Origin of the sequence: Novosphingobium kaempferiae (genome assembly GCF_021227995.1) — a bacterium.
GTDB lineage: Bacteria > Pseudomonadota > Alphaproteobacteria > Sphingomonadales > Sphingomonadaceae > Novosphingobium > Novosphingobium kaempferiae.
In genome coordinates this window covers 5,162,597-5,181,461 of the sequence record NZ_CP089301.1, presented here as the reverse complement: position 1 = coordinate 5,181,461, position 18,865 = coordinate 5,162,597, and the positions used below count along the sequence as shown (strand labels likewise).

The window sequence follows — 18,865 nt, the reverse complement described above, 5'->3', positions numbered from 1 at the left end:
CACCACCCCCACAATCTCGATGGTGTGTGGTGGTGTTGAGCGTCACTAATTGTGTGCTACTTGCCGCCGCCACTGTTGTGTGGGGCGATTCGATGTGTGGGTCTCTTCCACCGAGGCACACGGCGGCGTAGCCGGCGGGTTCAATTCCCGCCCACCGCCATTACCTTCGCGGAACAGCAGCGAGAGGATCTTTCCTCGACCCGCTGTGTCCCCACGACGCCGTCTCGCTTCGGATTAGCTTTCTTGACGGACGCCGGCAGCACCCGCAAGTTTGCAGATGGATCCGCAGGCGCGGGTGTCGAGCTTGACGCTGTAGTCGTAGGTGCCATGAGCGACGCGTTCTGGTTCAATGGCCATATCCCGCCTCTGTGAACCCGAGGCCCCTTGCCGATCAGGACAACGCAGCAGCCGGGCGCCGCGCAGGGTGGGGGGGCTTGGTACTTGTCGGTCTTCGACTGGAATGAGACAGGAGCCCGGAGAAGCCTTTGCACCATGCCGAAAGCAATGCGACGTTGACGACATGAGCGCACGCGACGCGAAAATAGGCCGGCGTCGCTTCCTTGGAGACGTTCGTCGGCTCATCGTCGTGCGAGCCCGGGGCTGCTAGCGGTCAAGCAGACCCATGACCGTGGCGTTCCAAGGGTCGGGATTGCGCCGCGTCTCGTAAGTTCGGTCACGATGCATTCCTCACACGATCGCTACATAGCCCGCGCCAAGAACAGCACATGCCAGAAGAACAGGGATCATGCCGGTCTTGAACCTGAAGACCGCGACCGCCGCCGCCAGAGCCAGGACAAGCGCTGCAACATTCAGCGAGGTAAGCACCGGAACGTCGAGTCCTTCACCGATAAAGTCGACCTTGCGGGTGCGCGTGAAAAGCGTGTGAATCGCGAACCAGACGGCGAGGTTCAAGATGACGCCGACCACCGCTGCCGTGATAGCCATCAGCGCCGAAGAGAGCGCGCGATTGCCGCGCAGCCGCTCAACGAATGGTGCCCCGGCAAAAATCCACAGGAAGCAGGGCACGAAAGTCACCCAGGTGGTGAGGATCGCGCCGAGCGTTGCCGCAACGAGCGGAGACATCCCGGTCGTCTCGCGAAAGGCGGCGAGGAAGCCGACGAACTGCGTGACCATGATAAGTGGTCCCGGCGTGGTCTCGGCGAGACCGAGGCCGTTCAGCATCTCGCCCGGTTGCAACCATCCATAGGTGCCGACAGCCTCCTGTGCGACATAGGCAAGAACGGCGTAGGCGCCGCCGAAGGTCACGACAGCCATCTGGCTGAAGAATGTGGCGATCTGCGTAAAGACGTTGTCCGGCCCGGCAAATACCAGCAGCGCTATTACAGGCGCGAGCCACAGGACAAGGAGAGCTCCCGAGATCTTCAGCGACCATGCCAGGTTGGGACGGGCATGCTCGGGCAGGCCTTCCCCAAGTGCGGTATCCGCATCGTGGACGACGCTGCCGCCTGCCGATCCGTGGCCGCCACCGCCCTTGAAGGCGGGAAGGCCCGCGCGTCCTCCTATGTAACCGCCGATCCCGGCTAGCAAGACAATCAGCGGGAATGGCGCATCCAGAAAGAAGATGGCAACGAAAGCAGTCGCTGCGATCCCTCGCATCACGTTGTTCTTGAGCGCTCGCGATCCCACGCGCACCACCGCTTGAAGGACCACGGCGAGGACAGCCGCCTTCAAACCAAAGAACATGCCCTCGATAAGCGGTGTCTGCCCCAGGAGCACGTAGACATAACTGAGGCCAAGGATCGCGAGGAACCCCGGCAGGACGAACAGCGCTCCCGCGACCAGACCGCCCCTGGTCTTATGGAGCAGCCAACCGATGTAGGCGGCAAGCTGCTGTGCTTCGGGTCCGGGAAGGAGCATGCAGTAGTTGAGGGCGTGGAGGAAACGCTCTTCCCCGATCCACTTCTTCTCTTCCACCAGGATACGATGCATGACGGCGATCTGACCAGCAGGTCCGCCGAAGCTCAGGGCGGCGATGCGCGCCCAAACTCCCACCGCTTCGGCAAACGGGATGCCATGATCGCCGGCGCGTTGCGACGGCAACTCAGCAGGTGTGCTGACGACACTGGTCATGGTGCAGGATTCCTCGCGCTGAAGAATGCATGGAACTGGTTGAGGGCCTCGCCGGCTTGAGCGATGCGCTGAAGATCGTCGTCGCACGACGCGCACACACCGGAGAGGATAGCGCCGAGGCCAGGCGTCTCCGGGCGGTTGAACTTGCCATCGGCGATGTCGAGATCGTGAATGATCTCCCCGATGGCGACCAGAGCGGGGTCACCGGTGAGACCGGCGCGCAGCACGATCGTCTCGAAGCTGCAGCGGTCCTCCTCGTGAGTGAACTCTGCCTCGGCCATGTCGAAGCGAAGCTCTCCGGGTCCCGGCAGATAGCTGCGCGCGTCCACGAACTTGAAGGTGGCTGCGGGATCCACGAACCGGCGAATGAGCCAGGCACAGGCTATTCGGTCGACATGGACGCCGCTGCGCGTCACCCAGACCTTGGATGTGAGGTCGAGAGGTTGCTCGGCAAGCGGTTGGGAGCGGCTGACGTCAGGGTGCTCGTAGCGCTGACGATCGAGTTGTTCGAGAGCCGTTTCAGCATCGCGGCGGCCCGGTGCTCCGAAGTAGTCAAGCGCTGTGATCTCGCCCATCCGTTTCTGAAGGCGCGCGATCTCGCTACCGCTTGCAGGCCCCGTTTCCAGCAGGCGGCGGGCGCTCTGCGTGATCTCGTCGTAATCAGTGTCCCGGGCGCCATCGAACAAGGCCTTGACGTCCCCATCGGTCATCCCGGCCAGAAGACGAAGGTCGATCAGGATTGCCTCACCCCCATTTGCGACGATCTCGTTGAGCAGTTCCAGAAAGGTCGCCTCATGCTCTGGCGCCTTGGGCAGAACATGAACTGCATTCTTGATCGCCACGGCCCCGATCGCCTGAAGCCGGCGCCAGATTTTCACCCGCAGATATGGCGGCTTCGTGGGCAACTGGTGAAGGAGCGCGATCCACTCGGAATGAGGTGTTGCTCGAATCATGATAGAAGCATATCTCAATGGTGTGGATAAGGAAATAGGTATATCTAATGAGACGTGCGCCGCTGGGATGGCTCTCGGGGTACGTGATGGGGATGGTCGCTGCCTGCGCTACCACTGCGGCACCAGCTCAGGCGGAGGAGGTGCAAGAAGGCATGTCAATCTCCGGGGCGACGCGTCTGCGCTACGAAGCCATCGACGGGCAGCCACGGGTCGGCTTCAACAGACGTGATGATTTGCTGAACTTGCGTACCAATGTGCTGGCTCGATATCGTAAGGCCGACATCGAGGTCGCTGTCGAACTCTATGACAGCCGGGTCTGGGGTGACCGGGTTGGTACGCCTGTCTCGACGAATGAGGTGAACACATTCGAGCCGGTTCAGGCCTATGTAGCGGGAACCTTCCAGGATCCACTTGGCGCTGGTTCGAAAATCACACTCACCGCCGGACGCATGATGCTCAACCTTGGTTCGCGGCGTCTGGTCGCCGCCGACGATTACCGCAACACGACCAACGGCTATACCGGTGTGAAGGCCGATTTCTCCGCCCGCGGCGGGTGGAAGGGCACTCTCATCTACACTTTGCCGCAGGTTCGCCTGCCCGATACGTTGGAGGATGTTCGTTCCGCCAAAGTGAAGCTTGATCGGGAAAGCTTCGACTTCGTCCTTTGGGGCGGTCAACTTAGCCGCGCAAAGACCGTTGGCCTCGCGATCCTCGAGGTCATCTATTTTCATCTGGGAGAGCGTGACGCCCCGGGGCGGCCGACCCGCGACCGCTCGCTCGACACCTTCGGTGGTCGCCTGATCGTCGAGCCGAAGGTTTCAAATTTAGATTATGAAATCGAAGCATTTTATCAGACTGGGTCGGTAAGCACGTCAACGGCTGCATCCGCCCAGCGCCAGACCGTGGCTGCGAGCTTTTTCCATGCCGACGTGGGCTATACTTTCCCAGGCGCCTGGATGCCGCGTTTGTCTGTCGAATATGATCGGGCGAGCGGCGACAAGCCCGGCGGGAAGTTTGGCCGCTTTGATACCCTCTTCGGTATGCGCCGCGCCGACCTCGCGCCGGCTGGGCTCTTCAATGCCCTCGCGCGAACCAATATCGAAACGGTCGGTATCCGCCTCGAGGCCAAACCCAGCAAGCTCCTCGACTGGTTCGCCGCCTACCGGCCCATGTGGCTTGCTGCCCGGCAGGACAGTTTCTCCTCCACCGGCGTTCGTGACGCTTCCGGGCGGTCAGGTGATTTTGCTGGAAACCAGCTGGAGGGCCGCGTGCGTTACTGGGTTATTCCGAAGCGGCTGCAGCTTGAATTCGACGGTCTGGTGCTGGCCAAGGAACGCTTCCTTCGGGATGCGCCAAACGCCACGGCAGGCAAGTGGACGCGGTATGTGTCCTTCAACGTGATCGCGACCATCTGAAATCGTTCCAGCACGGATAGCCCGCGAGGGCGCGAGTATTTCGCTAAATAGATGCAACACAGCTCCCCCCTCGCAGACCGCCTCTCGACCGGCATGATTGACCACTTTCTGCGAGAGTGAACAACTTTAGTCCCGATGGGAACGACTGGGGTTGTCCCGCCGGCTATCACCGCCACCCGGCTCGGATCCGGACATTCGCCTGACGGCCAATCGGCTACCCGCCAATCGTGGCCATCCAAGAAGGTGACACATTCGCGACGCCTCACGGCAGCGCAAAATGTGCACCGCTCGCGACAAAAGCTCAAATCATCCTAGAACTGATATCACGCTCGCGCTCGACCGCGCCTATGCTTACCCAGAGATGCGCGCGACGGTCGCCGGGTTCAAGCCCGCGATCGACGGAAGGACGTAGCTGATCTGGAAAGTAACCCATCGCCTGGAAAAGAGCGGCAAAGCGCTCGGTAGAAAAGTGCGTGGATGCGCAGGTCGCAATCGTTTTAACCGTGCTTGCGAGATCGGCGACTTGCGGGGGACTGTCGAATTCGCGCATCAGGTCGGTGGCCGTCCCACTCTGGCGGCAAACGACGGAACTGGGACGCAGTGATGTAGGCGCTGCTGTGGATCAGGAAAGTCGCGATCGGTACAGCACCCCACGCGTTAGATCGCGACGCAGGCGCGACAGATCCACTCTGTCGCGCCCGCTTTTTTTCAAGATCGCCGATTTACATAATCCAGTTCCGGCGTGCAGTCATGACAGACACTTTGCCGGAGAAAGCTCGAGGGACGCGACGGGAGAAAATTGATCCTAGCGCAAATCGCAACCGCGACGAGCAAAAGGGGGCGATGTCAGTTACGTCCGATTGGAGCGCGTCCGACAGGACGCGCTCCCTTTAAATCAGAAGCGTATGCGCAGGCCTGCACGGCCTCCGGCGCCTTCTATGTCCGAACGCGTGGCGCTGTTGTCGCTGAACGAGCGGATATACGTTCCCTCGATGAAGCCGCTGACGCCGCCCGTCTGGGCGATCTCGATTCCCAGCTTGGCTTCGCCGTAGTCGCCCACGCGGTTGTTGCGATAGGTGAGAATTTCACCGCCGCTGATGAAGGTGACGCTGTCACGGCCTTTGAACTCGTGGACATAATTGCCACCAGCGTAGATCGACGCCTTAGAGCCGAACATATCGAACTGGGTGCCGATCCGAGCTCCGGCACGCCCGCGCAAGCCGTCCGCATCGTTGAAGTCGACATTGACACCTTGCGATGCAAAGCTGTCAAAACCGGTCTTCAGGTAGGAAACGCTCACAGCCGGTTCCGCAAAGAAGCTGTCGTTGCCGAAGCGGAGACCGGCTTCGACGCGGCCGCCGTAGGCATCACCCTTGGACTTGTCGCGGAAGCCGCCGCTGTTGCTGTGCGCCGTCGCCCAGTAATAGTCGTACTTGCCCAAGGCATTGATGAAGACGTTTCCGCTGGTGAAGGCGCCGTAGACACCGGCGTTGACGACATCGAACTGGACGCGATCGGAGGCATTGTCGAAGTTCATCGACGAGGAGATGTAGCCGCCCGTCACGCCAAAGGCGAAACCACCGCGCTCACCGCTACCGCCGCCGAAGTCGAAGCCGACCTGACCGCCGAAGTAGTCCTGCCGATAGCTGGTATCAACCGAGCGGGTCGCACCGAAGGCAGTGAAGTTGCCACCATTGCCACGGTCCTCTACCGAGCCATGCATCTGCAGCCAGAACTTGCCCGAGGTGCCGGCTTCACCCTGCGCCCACAGCTGGTCACGGCGGGCCTGAAGCTGGGCGCTGACGACATCTGCCGACTTCAGCCAGAGGCTGCGGACGCCCTCGACATAATTAAGCGTGCGATAGGCCGCATCGCTCGGGCCGCCCACGAGGTTGTACGAGGCGTCGGCCGGGTTGTAGACGATTTCGTAGCGGACGAGCCCAGCATCGACGCCGCCATTCGCCCCTGCCAGAACGAAGGCGTTCGCCGAGGATCCGGCGCCTGCCTGAACCACCGTCACGCCCGAATTGAACAGTGCCTGCGTACCCGTCTGGCGCAGCACGATGCTGCTGCTTCCCGTAGCCGCTCCGCCGACGATGAGAGTGTCGGATGCGCCAGTCCCCAGATTTACATCCACACCGAGTTGTGAGTTGCCAGATCCCGTGAAAGTGCCCGGGATGGTCAGGGTGTCACCGGTGATGCCGTTGCGCATATCGATAAGGCCGGAATTGTTGAGCCGTTCCAGCCCGACCATTGTCTTGGCAGACGCCGCAGTACGCTGGCCGAAGACGATGGTGCCGGTGTTGTTAAAGGTATCGAGGCCGGCACCGAAATTCGGGTTGTCGCCCAGAACGAAAATACCGCTGTTATTGACGGTGTCGTTGCCCGCGGTCAGCGTGATATCGCTGTTGAGGGTGCCGGAATTGTTCACCGTTGCCGGGCCGCCGGTCACAGCCAGGGTGTAGCCGTTGCGGGCGGCGCCCAGAATGCCGGCGTTGTTAATGGTCGTGCCGTTGATGGAATTGACCGTGATCAGGTTGCCATCCGCCGCAGTGATGGTTCCGCCGCTGGTCACGTTGACCGTGGCCTTGTCGCCCGCATCGATGAATACGGCATCGGCCAGATCGCCCGAAGCGGAAACGGCACCGCGCACTGTAGCGGTCGCATCGCCCGTGGCGGAAACGCTGAGCGCGCGAGAGGAAGCGCCGGTGGACCTGATCGCATTGACGTCGGCCATGGCATCGCCGTCAGTTGCGATAACGGCGACAGCATCGGCCGAACCGCCGAACAGCGCCTGGCCTGCGGCATTGGCAGTGCCGGTCAGCGTAACATTCGCGTTCGCGCCCTGGGCGTAGATGGCACTGCGGCTCGTCTCGGTATCTGCTGAATCAGCGGCTACGGTGGTGACATTGCTGGCAGACACCATCACGTCGCCTGAAGCCGAAGCCGCGTAGATACCGGATCCTCCGCGACCAGTGGCTGCGACGGTACCGGTCGTGGCGATATTCACCATGCCGGTATCGGAGTATCCGTAAACCGCAGTGGAAGCCTGGCCGGTCGCCATGACAGAGCCGCCGCTGATGTTCACGGCGCCACCAACAGATTGTGCATCGATGCCGCTGGTCAGGGTGCCTGCGACCGCGATATCGTCGAAGTTGACGGTGGTTCCGCCTGCGCCCGACATGGCATAGACGCCGTTAGCGTTGAAGCCCGTCGTCGTAATGCTGGTGACGTCGACGGCCGCAGCCCCATTCATGGCCGTGGCATAGACGCCATGGGCGAAGTCACCGCTCGTGTCGATCGCGCCGGTCGCCATTACATCGACATTGCCGGTGCCGCTGTTTGCTGCGATCGCGATTGCATTGTCGCCCGTCGTCGTGACCGCAGCCGTCGTCACGGTGACATCGCCTGCAACGGCCGATGCATTCACGCCGCGCGCTCCGAGCCCTGCGGTGCTGATGGATCCGGCGTCAACGGTGACATTGCCGGTCCCGGTTGCGGTAGCGGTGATGGCGGTCGAATTGGGGAGAAAGAAGAAGCTGCTGCCGTCAAGGCCGGTGGTAGTCACGTTGCCGGTGACCACCGTGACGTCACCATCGATACCGCCGATGGCGCGTACACCGCCTGCGAGCGAACCCGACGTGCTGACATTGCCAACCGTAATCGAAACCGGACCGCCGAGGCTGCTGACGTCCACCGCAGTCGCGTTCGCGCCTGCTGTCGATACCGAAGCCGTACCACCGGCGAGGGTGACCGTGTTTGCACCGATGCCGCTCAGCACGATACCGCGCGTGTCGTTTGCCGAAGCCGAGACAGCGACGTCGTTTTCGAGCGATACGGTCAGGTCGTCTGCGATTGCGGTGTACGAGATGCCGTTGGAAAAGGGGTTGTCGGTGGCGATGCACGTCACCGTACCTCCACCCAGAGGGGCAAGACCGCACTCGTCTGCTGCCATTGCGGGGCTCGCAAACGCAACCATTCCCAACGCAAGGGGGAAAATTGCGGTACCACGCGCTAGGCGTGCATAAGCGGACGCACAAGCGCCTTTGCGTGCAACTGTCGAGGTCATTAAAGCTTCCCTGAAACCGTATATCGCACTCAGATGCCGAGTGCCACGGTTCCTCCGGCACATCACACCGCTCACCCGTTTTTTCGGTCTGAGCGTCGGAGATACTGCCCAGAACGGGTTTTGATCCCAACAACGCGTTGCAAATTTTATATTTTTTTTGGGAACGAAATTCGAAGTTATGAAAAGACGCGTTCGGTAAGAATGTTGATCAAGGCTTAATGGAAGATGGCCAAGCTTTCCTCGCGCTCTGAACAGGCGTTGCGACCTTCCAAGATCCTATTCGTTCGCTATAGCAATAAATGCTCAGGGCAGGGTCGCAAGCAGGCATCTCTATCGCCGCGACCGTGAAAGCAGGCACAGCTTCGGGCTCCGCACCTGTGCAAACTTTGGGCACCGGGCGGGCCGACCCGGGGACGCAGCGGATTGGTGCGCCTATCATTCGACGGGCTGAATTTCTTCAGTGTACACGTCGAAGCGGGCGAGGGTCGCTGGCCCGAAAGCCGTCGTCAAGGCGACGTCGGTGGCATCGCGGCCACGCGCCATGAGGATTCGACCGATGCGCGGCTTGTTGTGGCGAGCGTCGTGGATGTACCAACTGCCATCGATATAGACGTCGAACCAGGCGCTGAAGTCCATCGGCGCGTCGGCGGCCGGAACCCCGATATCCCCCAGATAACCGGTGCAGTAGCGTGCTGGAAGGTTCATGCAGCGGCACAGCGTGATGGCGAGATGAGCGAAATCGCGGCACACGCCCTGACGCTCCTGATAGCCGTTCCAGGCGGTTTTGTCGGGCCGGGCGTGATGGTAACCAAACTCAATATGCCGATGAACGAAGTCGACGATCGCATCCACCCTGTCACGAGCATTGCCGTAGTGTCCGAAATTGCTCCAGGCCACGTCCATGAGGCGGTCGGTTTCGCAATAGCGGCTGCCCAGCAGGAACGGCATCACGAAATTCGGAAGGTCTTCGACCGGCATTTGCGGGCCGTTGGCAGGGCGCATGTCCGGCTCGCCGTTGTCCTCGATGACGAATTCGCACGACAGGGTCACACCGCCCGCCGGTATGCTGAAGCGCGTGGCGACGTTCCCGAAGACATCCTCGAACTGATAAAGCGGGATATCTGGGTCGGCCAGCAGGCGCTGGGGGGTGCGCAGGTCCTGGTGGCGCGAAGGGTGAAGGCTGAGCATCGCCATCATCGCGGTCGTCGTTTCGGTTTCAAATCGGATATCGTAGCCACAGCGGATCAGCATGGGTGTCACTTTCCTGAAGCGCCGGAACGGCGGCTGTTTACGGCGCCATGGCCGATGGAGGGGAATTGTCCTGGATCGGCCCGGTGGACATCGACGGTTACGTCCATGCCGAGGAAGCTGGCGGGCAAGCCGAACCAGGTGCCTGACAGCGGCAACGCCTGGTAGGGATCGCGCGCCACTGCCACGCGGATTAGGCCGCGATTACCGATGATGCCGTTGGTGGGGTCGAACTCGACCCAGCCGGAACCAGGGAGGAAGATGCGGACCCAGGCGTGGGTGTTGCCGCCGCCGACCACGCCTTCGGACCGGGACGGATTGTAGACGTAGCCCGAGACAAACCGTGCCGCAAAGCCGAGCGCGCGAACCGCTTCGATCATCAAGACGGCGAAGTCGCGGCACGTCCCCTGGCGCTTCTTCAATGTCTCGATCGGCGACTGGGTGCCCTTTTCATGACGCGGGACATAGGTGAAGTCCCGTTTGATGCTGGTTGCGATCTCAGTCAGCAGGGAAATAGTCCCGGTGCTCGCGTCGTGGCGGAGGAATGCCCGCGCCCAGTTGTCGACGATGCGCTCAGGGTCGAGGTGCTGCCGCTCGATCGAGCGCAGAAGGTCGGGCATGTCCTCGGCCGAATAGGTAAAGGGAAACAGGCGCGCATAGTTCTCGACGTCAACTTGCGTCTGGGTAAGCGGGACATGCTCGAGCGTCGTCTCGCTGGTGATCGTCAGGGCTTGGGCGCGGCGCTCGAACGAGGCGACGGCAACCGAATTGCCGAATACGTCGTGCAGCCAGCGCAGTTCACTCGGTTCAGGGTCGATGATCAGGCGCGCGGAGAGCAATCGCTGGTCAAACGCTTCGCGCGGCCGCATCATGATGCGATGTTCACCAAGCGACACAGGCTGCTGGTAGCGATACAGCGTTGTGTGATGGATAGTCAGCAACGGCATGGAAGGGTTTCCTCATGACCGGGGGCACGGTCGAGAGCGTGCTGGGTCCGGGAGATCCGGCGCCGTTTGCTTTATTTAACGCCGCAGGAAACTCGCCGTTCCTGATAACCGGCGACCACGCGGGATCCGCGGTTCCACGCCCTTTGCAATCCCTTGGTCTGCAACCCGATGACCTGAGGCGCCACATAGCGATCGACATCGGCGTGCTCGGCCTTGGCCGGGCTTTGGCCATCCTGTTGAAGGCGCCTTTCCTGCATCAGGTCTATTCGCGCCTTGTCATTGACTGCAATCGCCTGCCCACGCGCCCCGACGCCATCCCCGAAATTTCGGACGGCACCCCGATTCCTGGAAACCGGCGTCTGACCGAGCGGTCGCGCACTGCCCGGGCCGCCGCGATCCACGGGCCTTATCATGCAGCGATCGCTACGCTCCTCGACGCTCGGCACGCTGCCGGCGAGGAGACGATCCTCCTCTCACTGCACAGCTTCACGCCGACGTTGGACGGAGTGACCCGGCCTTGGGACGTCGGGGTATTGCACGGTTCGGGGCGGAATGATTTTGCCCTTGGACTGCGCGATGCGCTTGGAGAGCGCTCAGAGCTGACCATCGGGGATAACGAGCCCTATGCCATGGACGAAACCGACTACACAGTTCCGTTTCACGCGTTTGCGCGCAATCTGCGCTACGCCGAGATCGAGGTGCGCCAAGACCTCATTGCCAGCCCGTCTGGACAAAAAGCATGGGCGACGCATCTGGCTGAAGCGGTACGACGAGCTGCCGGTGTATTGTCGATGCGTGACCGCTCAGCGCAAGAGACGCTCGCTTCTGGGCAAGAAAGCATACGGCGGGGCAGGGCGTAATCGGCACCCCTGCAATCGGGGGCTGCCATCATCGCATCAGTCCAGCGCTCCGCAGCGCATCTTCGATGACCTTGCGTACGCCGCCGGTGCGATGCGCTTGCTGGTCATGGGCGAAGGGGCGGCGTGCAAAAATCGGCGGCATTGCATTGCTGATCGAGTCATGAGCTGCCTCCTGGTCTGATGGGCCGAGCGCAGGCTGCTTCGCAACCTTGGCGGCCCCTGTCTCAGTCTCGTGAGCAAGTCCCCAGAAGTGGCAGATGCGCTGAGTTGAAGAAATATTCGCCTCCAGCAGATAGGGACCGCTGGCTCCGCACCCGTCGGCGCTCAGGGTGTCGAGCGGAGTGCCATGACCCATGCCGTGGATGGTGTACAACTCGATTACTTCGCGACCCGCTGCGTCGGTCCAGATGCGACGGGCATGCGCTCCGATAGCCTCGAGGTGATCGGGCGCCTTCCGAGCGCCATGCAGGGTGCGCCATTGGTCGATGATAGCCTGGGCATTGTCGTGGCTCACGGTCGCATCGGCGGTGCCATGCCAGATCGATAGCGTGGGCCATGGTCCTTCGTAGTCCGAAGCGCTGCGAACCAGTGCCGTCAGTTCCAAACCGCTCGGCATGCCGTGTCCGCGCATCCGGTCGAACGCCTGCGGGACCGTATTTGCACATCCGTAGGGCAGACCAGCAATGATCGCGCCCCCCGCGAACACTTCCGGGTAAGCCGCGAGCATGACCGAGGTCATTGCCCCGCCTGCCGACAAACCGGTCACAAACACGCGCGCCGGATCCAGTCCGTGCCGCGCGGTGACCGCGGCCACCATTTGCCGGATCGAGAGCGCTTCACCCACATCGCGCCGGTTGTCGCCCGGTGAGAACCAGTTGAAGCATAGATTGGGATTGTTCTGGCGTTGTTGCTCGGGGAAGATAAGCGCAAATCCGTGCCGGTCCGCCATGTCCGACCATCCCGCGCCGATGTCGTATCCGGCGGCATTTTGCGTGCAGCCGTGCAGGACAACGACTAGCGCAGCGTTCGTCCTCAGCGTTTGAGAAATATAGACGTATCCATTCAGTGCTCCGGGATTCGGACCGAAATTGGAGAGTCGCGCCAACCGGCTGCTTGCTGGGAGAAAGGTATTTGCGTTTCCGGCAGCCCGTAGGGCTGCGAGACGGCTGATCGTGTCCGAAATCTTCCGCATGCCAATTCCTTCGGGTCAGGGCCGCTATTGTGCTGCACTGCACAATAAGTGGCGGTCAAGGCGAAAACCGCAAGGTCCGCTTGGGCAGCATTGATCTGGGTTAAGACGTTTTATCAGCCTACCTGCTGGTCCCTGACGCGGTTCGCCTCCAGGCCCTTCGCAGCGCGAAGCACGGTTTTCCACGGATGGCTGTTGCTCGCGCTTTACCGACAGGAAAAAGGGAGAGCGACACGGACCGTTCCATTTCAGATCCGGCCCCTCGCTCATGCCGCTTCTCGAGATGGTTGACCTGAGCGATCAGCGGCCGACTTGTCAGACCGAAGCATATAGAAGCAGCTATGCTGCCGCGATTGCCCATACAGATCCGATATCTCCCGTCTCAGACGACAAAGGGGCTGGCTGGAAGACTCTACGGGACCTTGTTCGGGCGTTCGACGCTGTTGAAAATAGGCGTAAGTGTTGCGGGAGGTCACCCACGCCGTCAGTGTCCGGAGCTGGTAGCGTCCGCAGTCGAGTTGCTTATCCCGTCATCTCTGCCAGCCGTACGCCGCTCGGAGACCAACCCTTTGTTCTGCGGCGACGGATCTGCTTTCGCGGCTCCCCGGCGTACAGGCGAAAACGGCTTGGCCTCGGCGCCGGCGCGGCCGTGCCTGAGGTCGAGTTCGTTGGCATCGTGGGCATCGACGCGCCCAGTCGACCCCGGCAATTCATGCTTGTCGTCCGGGCGGGCCGCTTCGGGCCCCCCAGAAGTGGTGTGTTCCATGTCGATCTCCTTTCAACAAGGAAGAGCCGGTACAGCCGCGAAGTTCCATTGCCGTGTCTCGCGCGCTGTCGAGGGCCCGGACATCACAAGAACTGCGGCGGCAGGCAGGCCCGGCACCACTGCGATTTCGGACAAGGGGGAGAGGGTAGCGCTTCCCTTATCCGCGATGAAATTCGGGAACACACGCGTGCTGCCCTTTTCAGGCGAATTGCTATCGACATGCCGCGCCTGCCCGTTTGGGCAAATCGGCTTCTTGGTACGGCACGGCACGTGCGCGATATCAGGCGAGGGCCCAGCGCTGCTCAAGATGGTGCGAACAAGTAAGACTTGCCGGCTTCTGGACATGAGGAGGAGGATCAAACACGCCGTTGGCCAGATAGTGGATCGCGTGCGTCATCCCCGCATGAGAGAAGGGCTTGGCGATAACACCATGCGCGCCGGAAAAATCATCGGGGATCCTGGCGACATTCGCGGTGACGAAAATCACCAATGCATCGGGCCATCTTTCCTGGATAAGCCGGCAGACATCAAGTCCGCTGGAACCGTTCGCAAGATGAACATCGACAAATGCAAGATGCGGGTTGGTCGCATCGGGCAGATCCTGAACGTCCTTCAGGCTTGCGGCCTCGCCAACGACCTTGTGGCCGCTGTCCTCCACTATAGCCTCGATGTCCATGGCGAGAAGAAGCTCGTCTTCGACAATCAGGATATTCATCACAAGGGTCATTATGTCGTCTCACTACGCGGAAAGGTTATGGTGACGCAGGTGCCGGGATTGTTGCCGGTCCATTCGGCCTCAGCATTGGCCTGGCTGGCGAGCCTCGCGATCAGCGCAGTCCCGATGCTCCTGGTGCGCTTCGCGGCCGGCAGGCCCGGTCCATCGTCGCAAATCCGGATCAGCCCTCGACCATCTTCACGCTCGACCGACAGCGTGAGGCAACCGCCCCGACCATCAGCAAATCCATGCTTGATGGCGTTGGTCAGGATTTCGTTCAAGATGAGACCGAGCGCGGAGGCATTGGCCGCGTCGACAAGAAGCGGTTGCGCATCGATACGAAGGCGAATGTCGTCCCGCCCGCTTGCGCCGACGACATCGATCGCAAGGCTCTGTGCAAATGTTCCGAGATCGAAAAGGGTAATGTCGTGAGACTGGTAGAGTTGACGATGCACGGTGGCCAGCGCATCCACGCGTTCCAGCATGGAGCCAAGCCTGCTGGCGACAACAGGGTCGTCAATCGTTCGAACCTGAAGACGCAGTAACGAGCCGATCATCGTCAGGTTGTTTTTGACCCGGTGATCGACCTCATGCAGCAGGATCGTTTTCGCCTCCAACGCACGGCGCAAGTCGGCGGTGCGCCGCTCCACCTCCTGCTCTACCAAATGCTTCTGGTCACTGATGATCTTCTGCGCCTCGACACGCTCGGTGACGTCCATCTGCGAGGCAAAGAAGAAGCGGATCGCGCCCCCCTGATCGCGGACCGGGGAGAGATACAAGGCATTCCAGAACGTCGAGCCGTCCTTGCGATAGTTGAGAATATCGACATCGACATCGTGTCCCGCATCGATCGCTTCGCGGACCTTGGCTACCGCCCCGGCGTCGCTGTCGGGCCCCTGCAGAAACCGGCAGTTTCTCCCGATAATCTCTGCGCGTGAATAGCCCGTCAGCGTCTGAAACGCGACATTACAAAAAACGATAGGGTTATCGTCCTGCGCCGGATCAGTGATGACCATCGGCATGCGGGTGGCGCGCACGGCTGCTGCAAACGGATCACCACGGCCATGCTCGTAATCGAGAATATCCGTCAGGTGCCAGTCGTCGCTCTGCTTCACAAGTTCCTCCGGCGAATACCAAAGGACATCGCGCACTTGGAAGAACAGGGCCAGCCCGCGTTGGTTCCTCGCTGGCCCGATCCAATCCGTGATGGAGCAGGGCATGAAAAATTCGGGAAATTTATGCGCTTTGATCGCGAACCTGTTTCTCGGCCAGGTCGGCTGCCTCAATCAGGCTTTGGCCGGTCCTGGCTGCGGCCTGAGCCGTCATGGTGACCGCCAGGCCATTGGGCCCATCGAGGATCACTACGCCATCTTCTGCGCTGGCGATACCGGGGTCGTCATGCGGCTGCGGGGGGTTTGGCGCTTGGGTCATGCTGAACGCTCTCAGTGAGAGGGAAGGACGGGATCCGGGTCTTCGAGGTAGAGGTAATCGGGGTCGAACTGCCCCAGCTTGACGAGCTGTTCGATATCAAGAATCTCGACAAGGGACGAGCGAAACACGCACACCTTCGCTTCACGTAGCTGGCGCATGACGCGATTGACGTGAACATTGGTAAGGCCGCAGATTTCAGCGAGGTCGGTCTGAGTCAGTGGAAGAGCAAACCGGCGGCCATCGCTCAGCCCCGCCGAAAAAAGCCGGGCATTGGTTTCGCAAAGGAAGTGCGCGATCCTGCCGACAGCGTCGAGCCGTCCGAGCCGAAACAGCCAGGCACGATGGATCGCAGCATCGATGAGCGTCGAGAACCAAAATTTGCGGCTCATTTGCGGCTGCTCATGGATGATCGCGTCAAGCGCTTCGTGGCGCACGATCGCGATCGTCGCGGATGTCATGGTCGCCACATCATGGTCGAGAGTTTGCAGCGGATAGGCATGCAGATCGACGAAATCACCCGGTACGTGAATGGCGACAAGCTGACGCATTCCGTTTCTGTCATCGATATAACGCGACATGAAACCTTCGACCAGAAGTGTGCTTTCCTGAAGCCTCGTCCTTGAGCGAATGACGATCCTGCGCGCATCAACGGTGCGCACCTCGTCAATGGATGTCTCAAGCAGGAGGCGTTCGTTGGCGTCGAGACTCATGCCGCGCTTGAACCTGAGAAAGCGATCCGTGAACATTGAGACCTTTTTCAATTCGGTTGTCGAGGCAGTGCGCTTTCGCACGCTCGATCCCTAACGGACAGCTCTCCAAATCCGTTTCCAGCCGCAGCCGACAAATCGTTTTGACCCAAGTTAATTTCCGATTTTAAGCGGCAACCCGCAACAAGCTCCCGGGTTGGGTGGGCAAATCAATCCATAAGGAATGACCATGGCCAAGACCCCCTCCCGATCGCCGTCATCCTCTTCCCGGCGTGCCCCCCGCACCCAGGCCGACCTGGCAGGTGCCGATATGGCAGGGGAATCGCCACAGAAGGCCGAGCCGATCCCGGCCGACGCAAAAATCTCCTTTGCGTATGAAGAACCTCAGGGTCCGGGCGGCGAAACCCGGCAAAGCGCGGGTGGCGATGTCGCGGTAATGACCACACAGCAAGGGGTTCCGGTTTCGGACAACCAGAACAGTCTCAAGCAGGGCGCGCGGGGGCCGACCTTGCTGGAGGATTTTCATTTTCGCGAGAAGATGTTCCATTTCGACCACGAGCGTATCCCCGAGCGCGTGGTCCATGCGCGCGGCTATGCCGCCCACGGCTATTTCGAGCTGACCGACAGCCTTGCCGACGTCACGCGTGCAGATGTGTTTCAGCGGGTCGGCGAAAAGACCCCGGCCTTCGTACGCTTTTCGACGGTTGCCGGATCCAAGGGTTCGGTGGATCTGGCCCGCGATGTGCGCGGCTTTGCCGTCAAGCTCTATACCCAGGAAGGTAACTGGGATCTTGTCGGCAACAATATCCCGGTCTTCTTCATCCAGGATGCGATGAAGTTCCCCGACCTCATCCATGCAGCAAAGCCGGAGCCGGATCGCGCCTTCCCCCAGGCACAGACCGCGCATGACAATTTCTGGGACTTTATCAGTCTGACGCCCGAAAGCTTCCACATGATCATGTGGGCCATGTCGGACCGTGCCATTCCTCGCTCCTTCCGTACTATGGAAGGCTTCGGGGTCCACACCTTCCGCCTGCTTGACGCACAAGGCCGATCGACCTTCGTCAAGTTCCACTGGAAGCCGAAACAGGGGCTGCAGTCCGTTCTGTGGAATGAGGCTGTCAAGATCAACGGCGCCGATCCGGACTTCCATCGCCGCGACTTGTGGGATGCGATCAATTCGGGCGATTATCCCGAGTGGGAGCTGGGCGTGCAGCTGTTTGACGATGCTTTCGCTGAAAGCTTCGACTTCGACGTCCTCGATGCCACCAAACTCATCCCAGAAGAACTCGTGCCGGTGCGGGTGGTGGGCCGCCTGGTGCTCGACCGGGTGGTCGACAATTTCTTCGCGGAGACCGAGCAGGTTGCCTTCTGCACGCAGAACGTGCCGCCCGGCATCGACTTCTCGAACGATCCGCTACTCCAGGGCCGCAACTTCTCGTATCTCGACACCCAGATCAAGCGTCTGGGCGGCCCCAACTTCACCCATATTCCGATCAACGCCCCCAAGTGCCCGATGCATCATTTCCAGCAGGACGGGCACATGGCGATGCGCAACCCCAAGGGACGGGCGAACTACGAGCCCAACAGCTGGGGGCCGACCGATGGCGGTCCCCGCGAAGATCCGGCTCGTGGCTTCACAACTTTCGAGGAGGTCGCCGATGGCCCCAAGCAGCGTATCCGTTCGGAAACCTTTGCCGATCACTACAGCCAGGCACGGCAGTTCTTCGTTTCGCAGACCCCGATAGAGCAAAAGCATATCGGCGATGCGCTGGTGTTCGAGCTCTCCAAGGTCGAGCGCCCCGACATTCGCTCGAGGACGCTTTCCCATCTCCTCAATGTCGACGAAGGTCTGGCGGCCACGGTTGCCGACGGGCTAGGGATGGCGCTGCCTGATCGGGCGCGGGCAGCACGCGCGCCCATTACCGATTTGCCGCCTTCGGAGAAACTGAGCATCGTCCGGAACGGCCCTGCCACGTTCAAGGGGCGCAAACTCGGGATCCTGCTCACCGACGGTGCCGACGCCAAGCTCTTTGCCGCTCTTGTGAAGGCGATCGAGAAGGAAGGTGCCGTCTATGAGGTCATCGCACCCAAGATCGCAGGCGTGACGCTTTCCGACGGCAAGACTGTGGCTGCCAAGCAGAAGATCGATGGCGGTCCCTCGGTACTGTACGATGCGGTGGCCCTCGTGGTTTCCGCGGAGGGCGCCGCGCTTCTGGCCAACGATGCGCCGGCGAAGGATTTCGTCACTGATGCCTTCGCGCACTGCAAGTTCATCGGTTTCTCCGCCGAAGCGCAGCCGCTGTTCGCCAAGGCCGGAATCGCCGACGATCTCGACGAAGCCTGTCTCCCTCTGACGAGTGCCAGGGACGCGACTGCCTTCCTGGAGGCATGCCGCACCTTGCGCCACTGGCCGCGCGAGCTGGAGGTGGACCTGGATGCACAGTCTGCAGCCTGACCCTGCCGGCAGTGAC

14 protein-coding genes are annotated in these 18,865 nt (G+C 61.1%); 4 read left to right on the top strand and 10 right to left on the bottom strand.

Annotated elements, in window-relative coordinates; genetic code table 11:
* Nucleotides 1-687: 687 nt before the first annotated feature.
* Nucleotides 688-2,091, bottom strand: coding sequence for a chromate efflux transporter (gene chrA, locus LO787_RS23495; protein WP_232493376.1), 1,404 nt, complete (start codon nt 2,089-2,091; stop codon nt 688-690).
* The gene (locus tag LO787_RS23490; protein WP_232493375.1) at nt 2,088-3,044 is read right to left on the bottom strand and encodes a chromate resistance protein ChrB domain-containing protein; all 957 of its coding nucleotides are present in this window, start codon (nt 3,042-3,044) and stop codon (nt 2,088-2,090) included. Before LO787_RS23490 ends, chrA begins: the two co-directional genes overlap by 4 nt.
* A gap of 152 nt (nt 3,045-3,196) precedes the next feature.
* Between LO787_RS23490 and LO787_RS23485 the strand changes: the two genes are divergently transcribed.
* Nucleotides 3,197-4,459 (top strand): alginate export family protein, encoded by a 1,263-nt coding sequence (locus tag LO787_RS23485; RefSeq protein ID WP_232493374.1) that lies wholly within the window; start codon nt 3,197-3,199, stop codon nt 4,457-4,459.
* A gap of 301 nt (nt 4,460-4,760) precedes the next feature.
* Here the strand turns inward: LO787_RS23485 and LO787_RS23480 are convergent, their stop codons facing one another.
* The 4 genes from LO787_RS23480 to LO787_RS23465 form a co-directional block, all read right to left on the bottom strand.
* Nucleotides 4,761-5,009 carry a hypothetical protein gene (locus LO787_RS23480; RefSeq protein ID WP_232493373.1) on the bottom strand — a complete coding sequence of 83 codons (249 nt, stop codon included), beginning with the start codon at nt 5,007-5,009 and terminating at the stop codon, nt 4,761-4,763.
* 345 nt (nt 5,010-5,354) lie between these two features.
* Entirely contained in the window at nt 5,355-8,414 is a 3,060-nt protein-coding gene (locus LO787_RS23475) for an autotransporter outer membrane beta-barrel domain-containing protein (protein ID WP_232493372.1), read from the bottom strand.
* Between the two features lie 549 nt (nt 8,415-8,963).
* On the bottom strand, nt 8,964-9,779 hold the full coding sequence (locus LO787_RS23470; protein ID WP_232493371.1) for a transglutaminase-like domain-containing protein: 816 nt from the start codon (nt 9,777-9,779) through the stop codon (nt 8,964-8,966).
* A 5-nt stretch (nt 9,780-9,784) separates the two neighbouring features.
* A complete protein-coding gene (locus LO787_RS23465; protein WP_232493370.1) occupies nt 9,785-10,723 on the bottom strand; it encodes a transglutaminase family protein in 939 nt (312 codons plus the stop codon).
* Between the two features lie 14 nt (nt 10,724-10,737).
* On the opposite strand from LO787_RS23465, the gene LO787_RS23460 reads away from it, so the two are divergent.
* Nucleotides 10,738-11,583, top strand: coding sequence for an N-formylglutamate amidohydrolase (locus LO787_RS23460; protein ID WP_232493369.1), 846 nt, complete (start codon nt 10,738-10,740; stop codon nt 11,581-11,583).
* A gap of 28 nt (nt 11,584-11,611) precedes the next feature.
* Here the strand turns inward: LO787_RS23460 and LO787_RS23455 are convergent, their stop codons facing one another.
* From LO787_RS23455 to LO787_RS23445, 3 genes are all read right to left on the bottom strand, one after another.
* Nucleotides 11,612-12,775: an extracellular catalytic domain type 1 short-chain-length polyhydroxyalkanoate depolymerase gene (locus LO787_RS23455; RefSeq protein ID WP_232493368.1), complete on the bottom strand. Its 1,164-nt coding sequence runs from the start codon at nt 12,773-12,775 to the stop codon at nt 11,612-11,614.
* A 1,043-nt stretch (nt 12,776-13,818) separates the two neighbouring features.
* On the bottom strand, nt 13,819-14,253 hold the full coding sequence (locus tag LO787_RS23450; RefSeq protein ID WP_232493367.1) for a response regulator: 435 nt from the start codon (nt 14,251-14,253) through the stop codon (nt 13,819-13,821).
* 11 nt (nt 14,254-14,264) lie between these two features.
* Nucleotides 14,265-15,473, bottom strand: coding sequence for a PAS domain-containing protein (locus LO787_RS23445; RefSeq protein WP_232493366.1), 1,209 nt, complete (start codon nt 15,471-15,473; stop codon nt 14,265-14,267).
* On the opposite strand from LO787_RS23445, the gene LO787_RS26210 reads away from it, so the two are divergent.
* Entirely contained in the window at nt 15,472-15,702 is a 231-nt protein-coding gene (locus tag LO787_RS26210; RefSeq protein WP_338045400.1) for a hypothetical protein, read from the top strand. The genes LO787_RS23445 and LO787_RS26210 overlap by 2 nt on opposite strands.
* Here the strand turns inward: LO787_RS26210 and LO787_RS23435 are convergent.
* Nucleotides 15,696-16,430 (bottom strand): Crp/Fnr family transcriptional regulator, encoded by a 735-nt coding sequence (locus tag LO787_RS23435; protein ID WP_232493364.1) that lies wholly within the window; start codon nt 16,428-16,430, stop codon nt 15,696-15,698. The genes LO787_RS26210 and LO787_RS23435 overlap by 7 nt on opposite strands.
* A gap of 190 nt (nt 16,431-16,620) precedes the next feature.
* On the opposite strand from LO787_RS23435, the gene katE reads away from it, so the two are divergent.
* The gene (katE, locus tag LO787_RS23430; protein WP_232493363.1) at nt 16,621-18,849 is read left to right on the top strand and encodes a catalase; all 2,229 of its coding nucleotides are present in this window, start codon (nt 16,621-16,623) and stop codon (nt 18,847-18,849) included.
* Nucleotides 18,850-18,865: the final 16 nt, after the last annotated feature.

Excerpts from the sequence above, each read along its gene's own strand:
- chrA (WP_232493376.1), bottom strand. The coding sequence starts at position 2,091 with ATGACCAGTGTCGTCAGCACACCTGCTGAGTTGCCGTCGCAACGCGCC.
- LO787_RS23490 (WP_232493375.1), bottom strand. The coding sequence starts at position 3,044 with ATGATTCGAGCAACACCTCATTCCGAGTGGATCGCGCTCCTTCACCAG.
- LO787_RS23485 (WP_232493374.1), top strand. The coding sequence starts at position 3,197 with ATGTCAATCTCCGGGGCGACGCGTCTGCGCTACGAAGCCATCGACGGG.
- LO787_RS23480 (WP_232493373.1), bottom strand. The coding sequence starts at position 5,009 with ATGCGCGAATTCGACAGTCCCCCGCAAGTCGCCGATCTCGCAAGCACG.
- LO787_RS23475 (WP_232493372.1), bottom strand. The coding sequence starts at position 8,414 with ATGGCAGCAGACGAGTGCGGTCTTGCCCCTCTGGGTGGAGGTACGGTG.
- LO787_RS23470 (WP_232493371.1), bottom strand. The coding sequence starts at position 9,779 with ATGCTGATCCGCTGTGGCTACGATATCCGATTTGAAACCGAAACGACG.
- LO787_RS23465 (WP_232493370.1), bottom strand. The coding sequence starts at position 10,723 with ATGCCGTTGCTGACTATCCATCACACAACGCTGTATCGCTACCAGCAG.
- LO787_RS23460 (WP_232493369.1), top strand. The coding sequence starts at position 10,738 with ATGACCGGGGGCACGGTCGAGAGCGTGCTGGGTCCGGGAGATCCGGCG.
- LO787_RS23455 (WP_232493368.1), bottom strand. The coding sequence starts at position 12,775 with ATGCGGAAGATTTCGGACACGATCAGCCGTCTCGCAGCCCTACGGGCT.
- LO787_RS23450 (WP_232493367.1), bottom strand. The coding sequence starts at position 14,253 with ATGAATATCCTGATTGTCGAAGACGAGCTTCTTCTCGCCATGGACATC.
- LO787_RS26210 (WP_338045400.1), top strand. The coding sequence starts at position 15,472 with ATGAAAAATTCGGGAAATTTATGCGCTTTGATCGCGAACCTGTTTCTC.
- LO787_RS23445 (WP_232493366.1), bottom strand. The coding sequence starts at position 15,473 with ATGCCCTGCTCCATCACGGATTGGATCGGGCCAGCGAGGAACCAACGC.
- LO787_RS23435 (WP_232493364.1), bottom strand. The coding sequence starts at position 16,430 with ATGTTCACGGATCGCTTTCTCAGGTTCAAGCGCGGCATGAGTCTCGAC.
- katE (WP_232493363.1), top strand. The coding sequence starts at position 16,621 with ATGGCCAAGACCCCCTCCCGATCGCCGTCATCCTCTTCCCGGCGTGCC.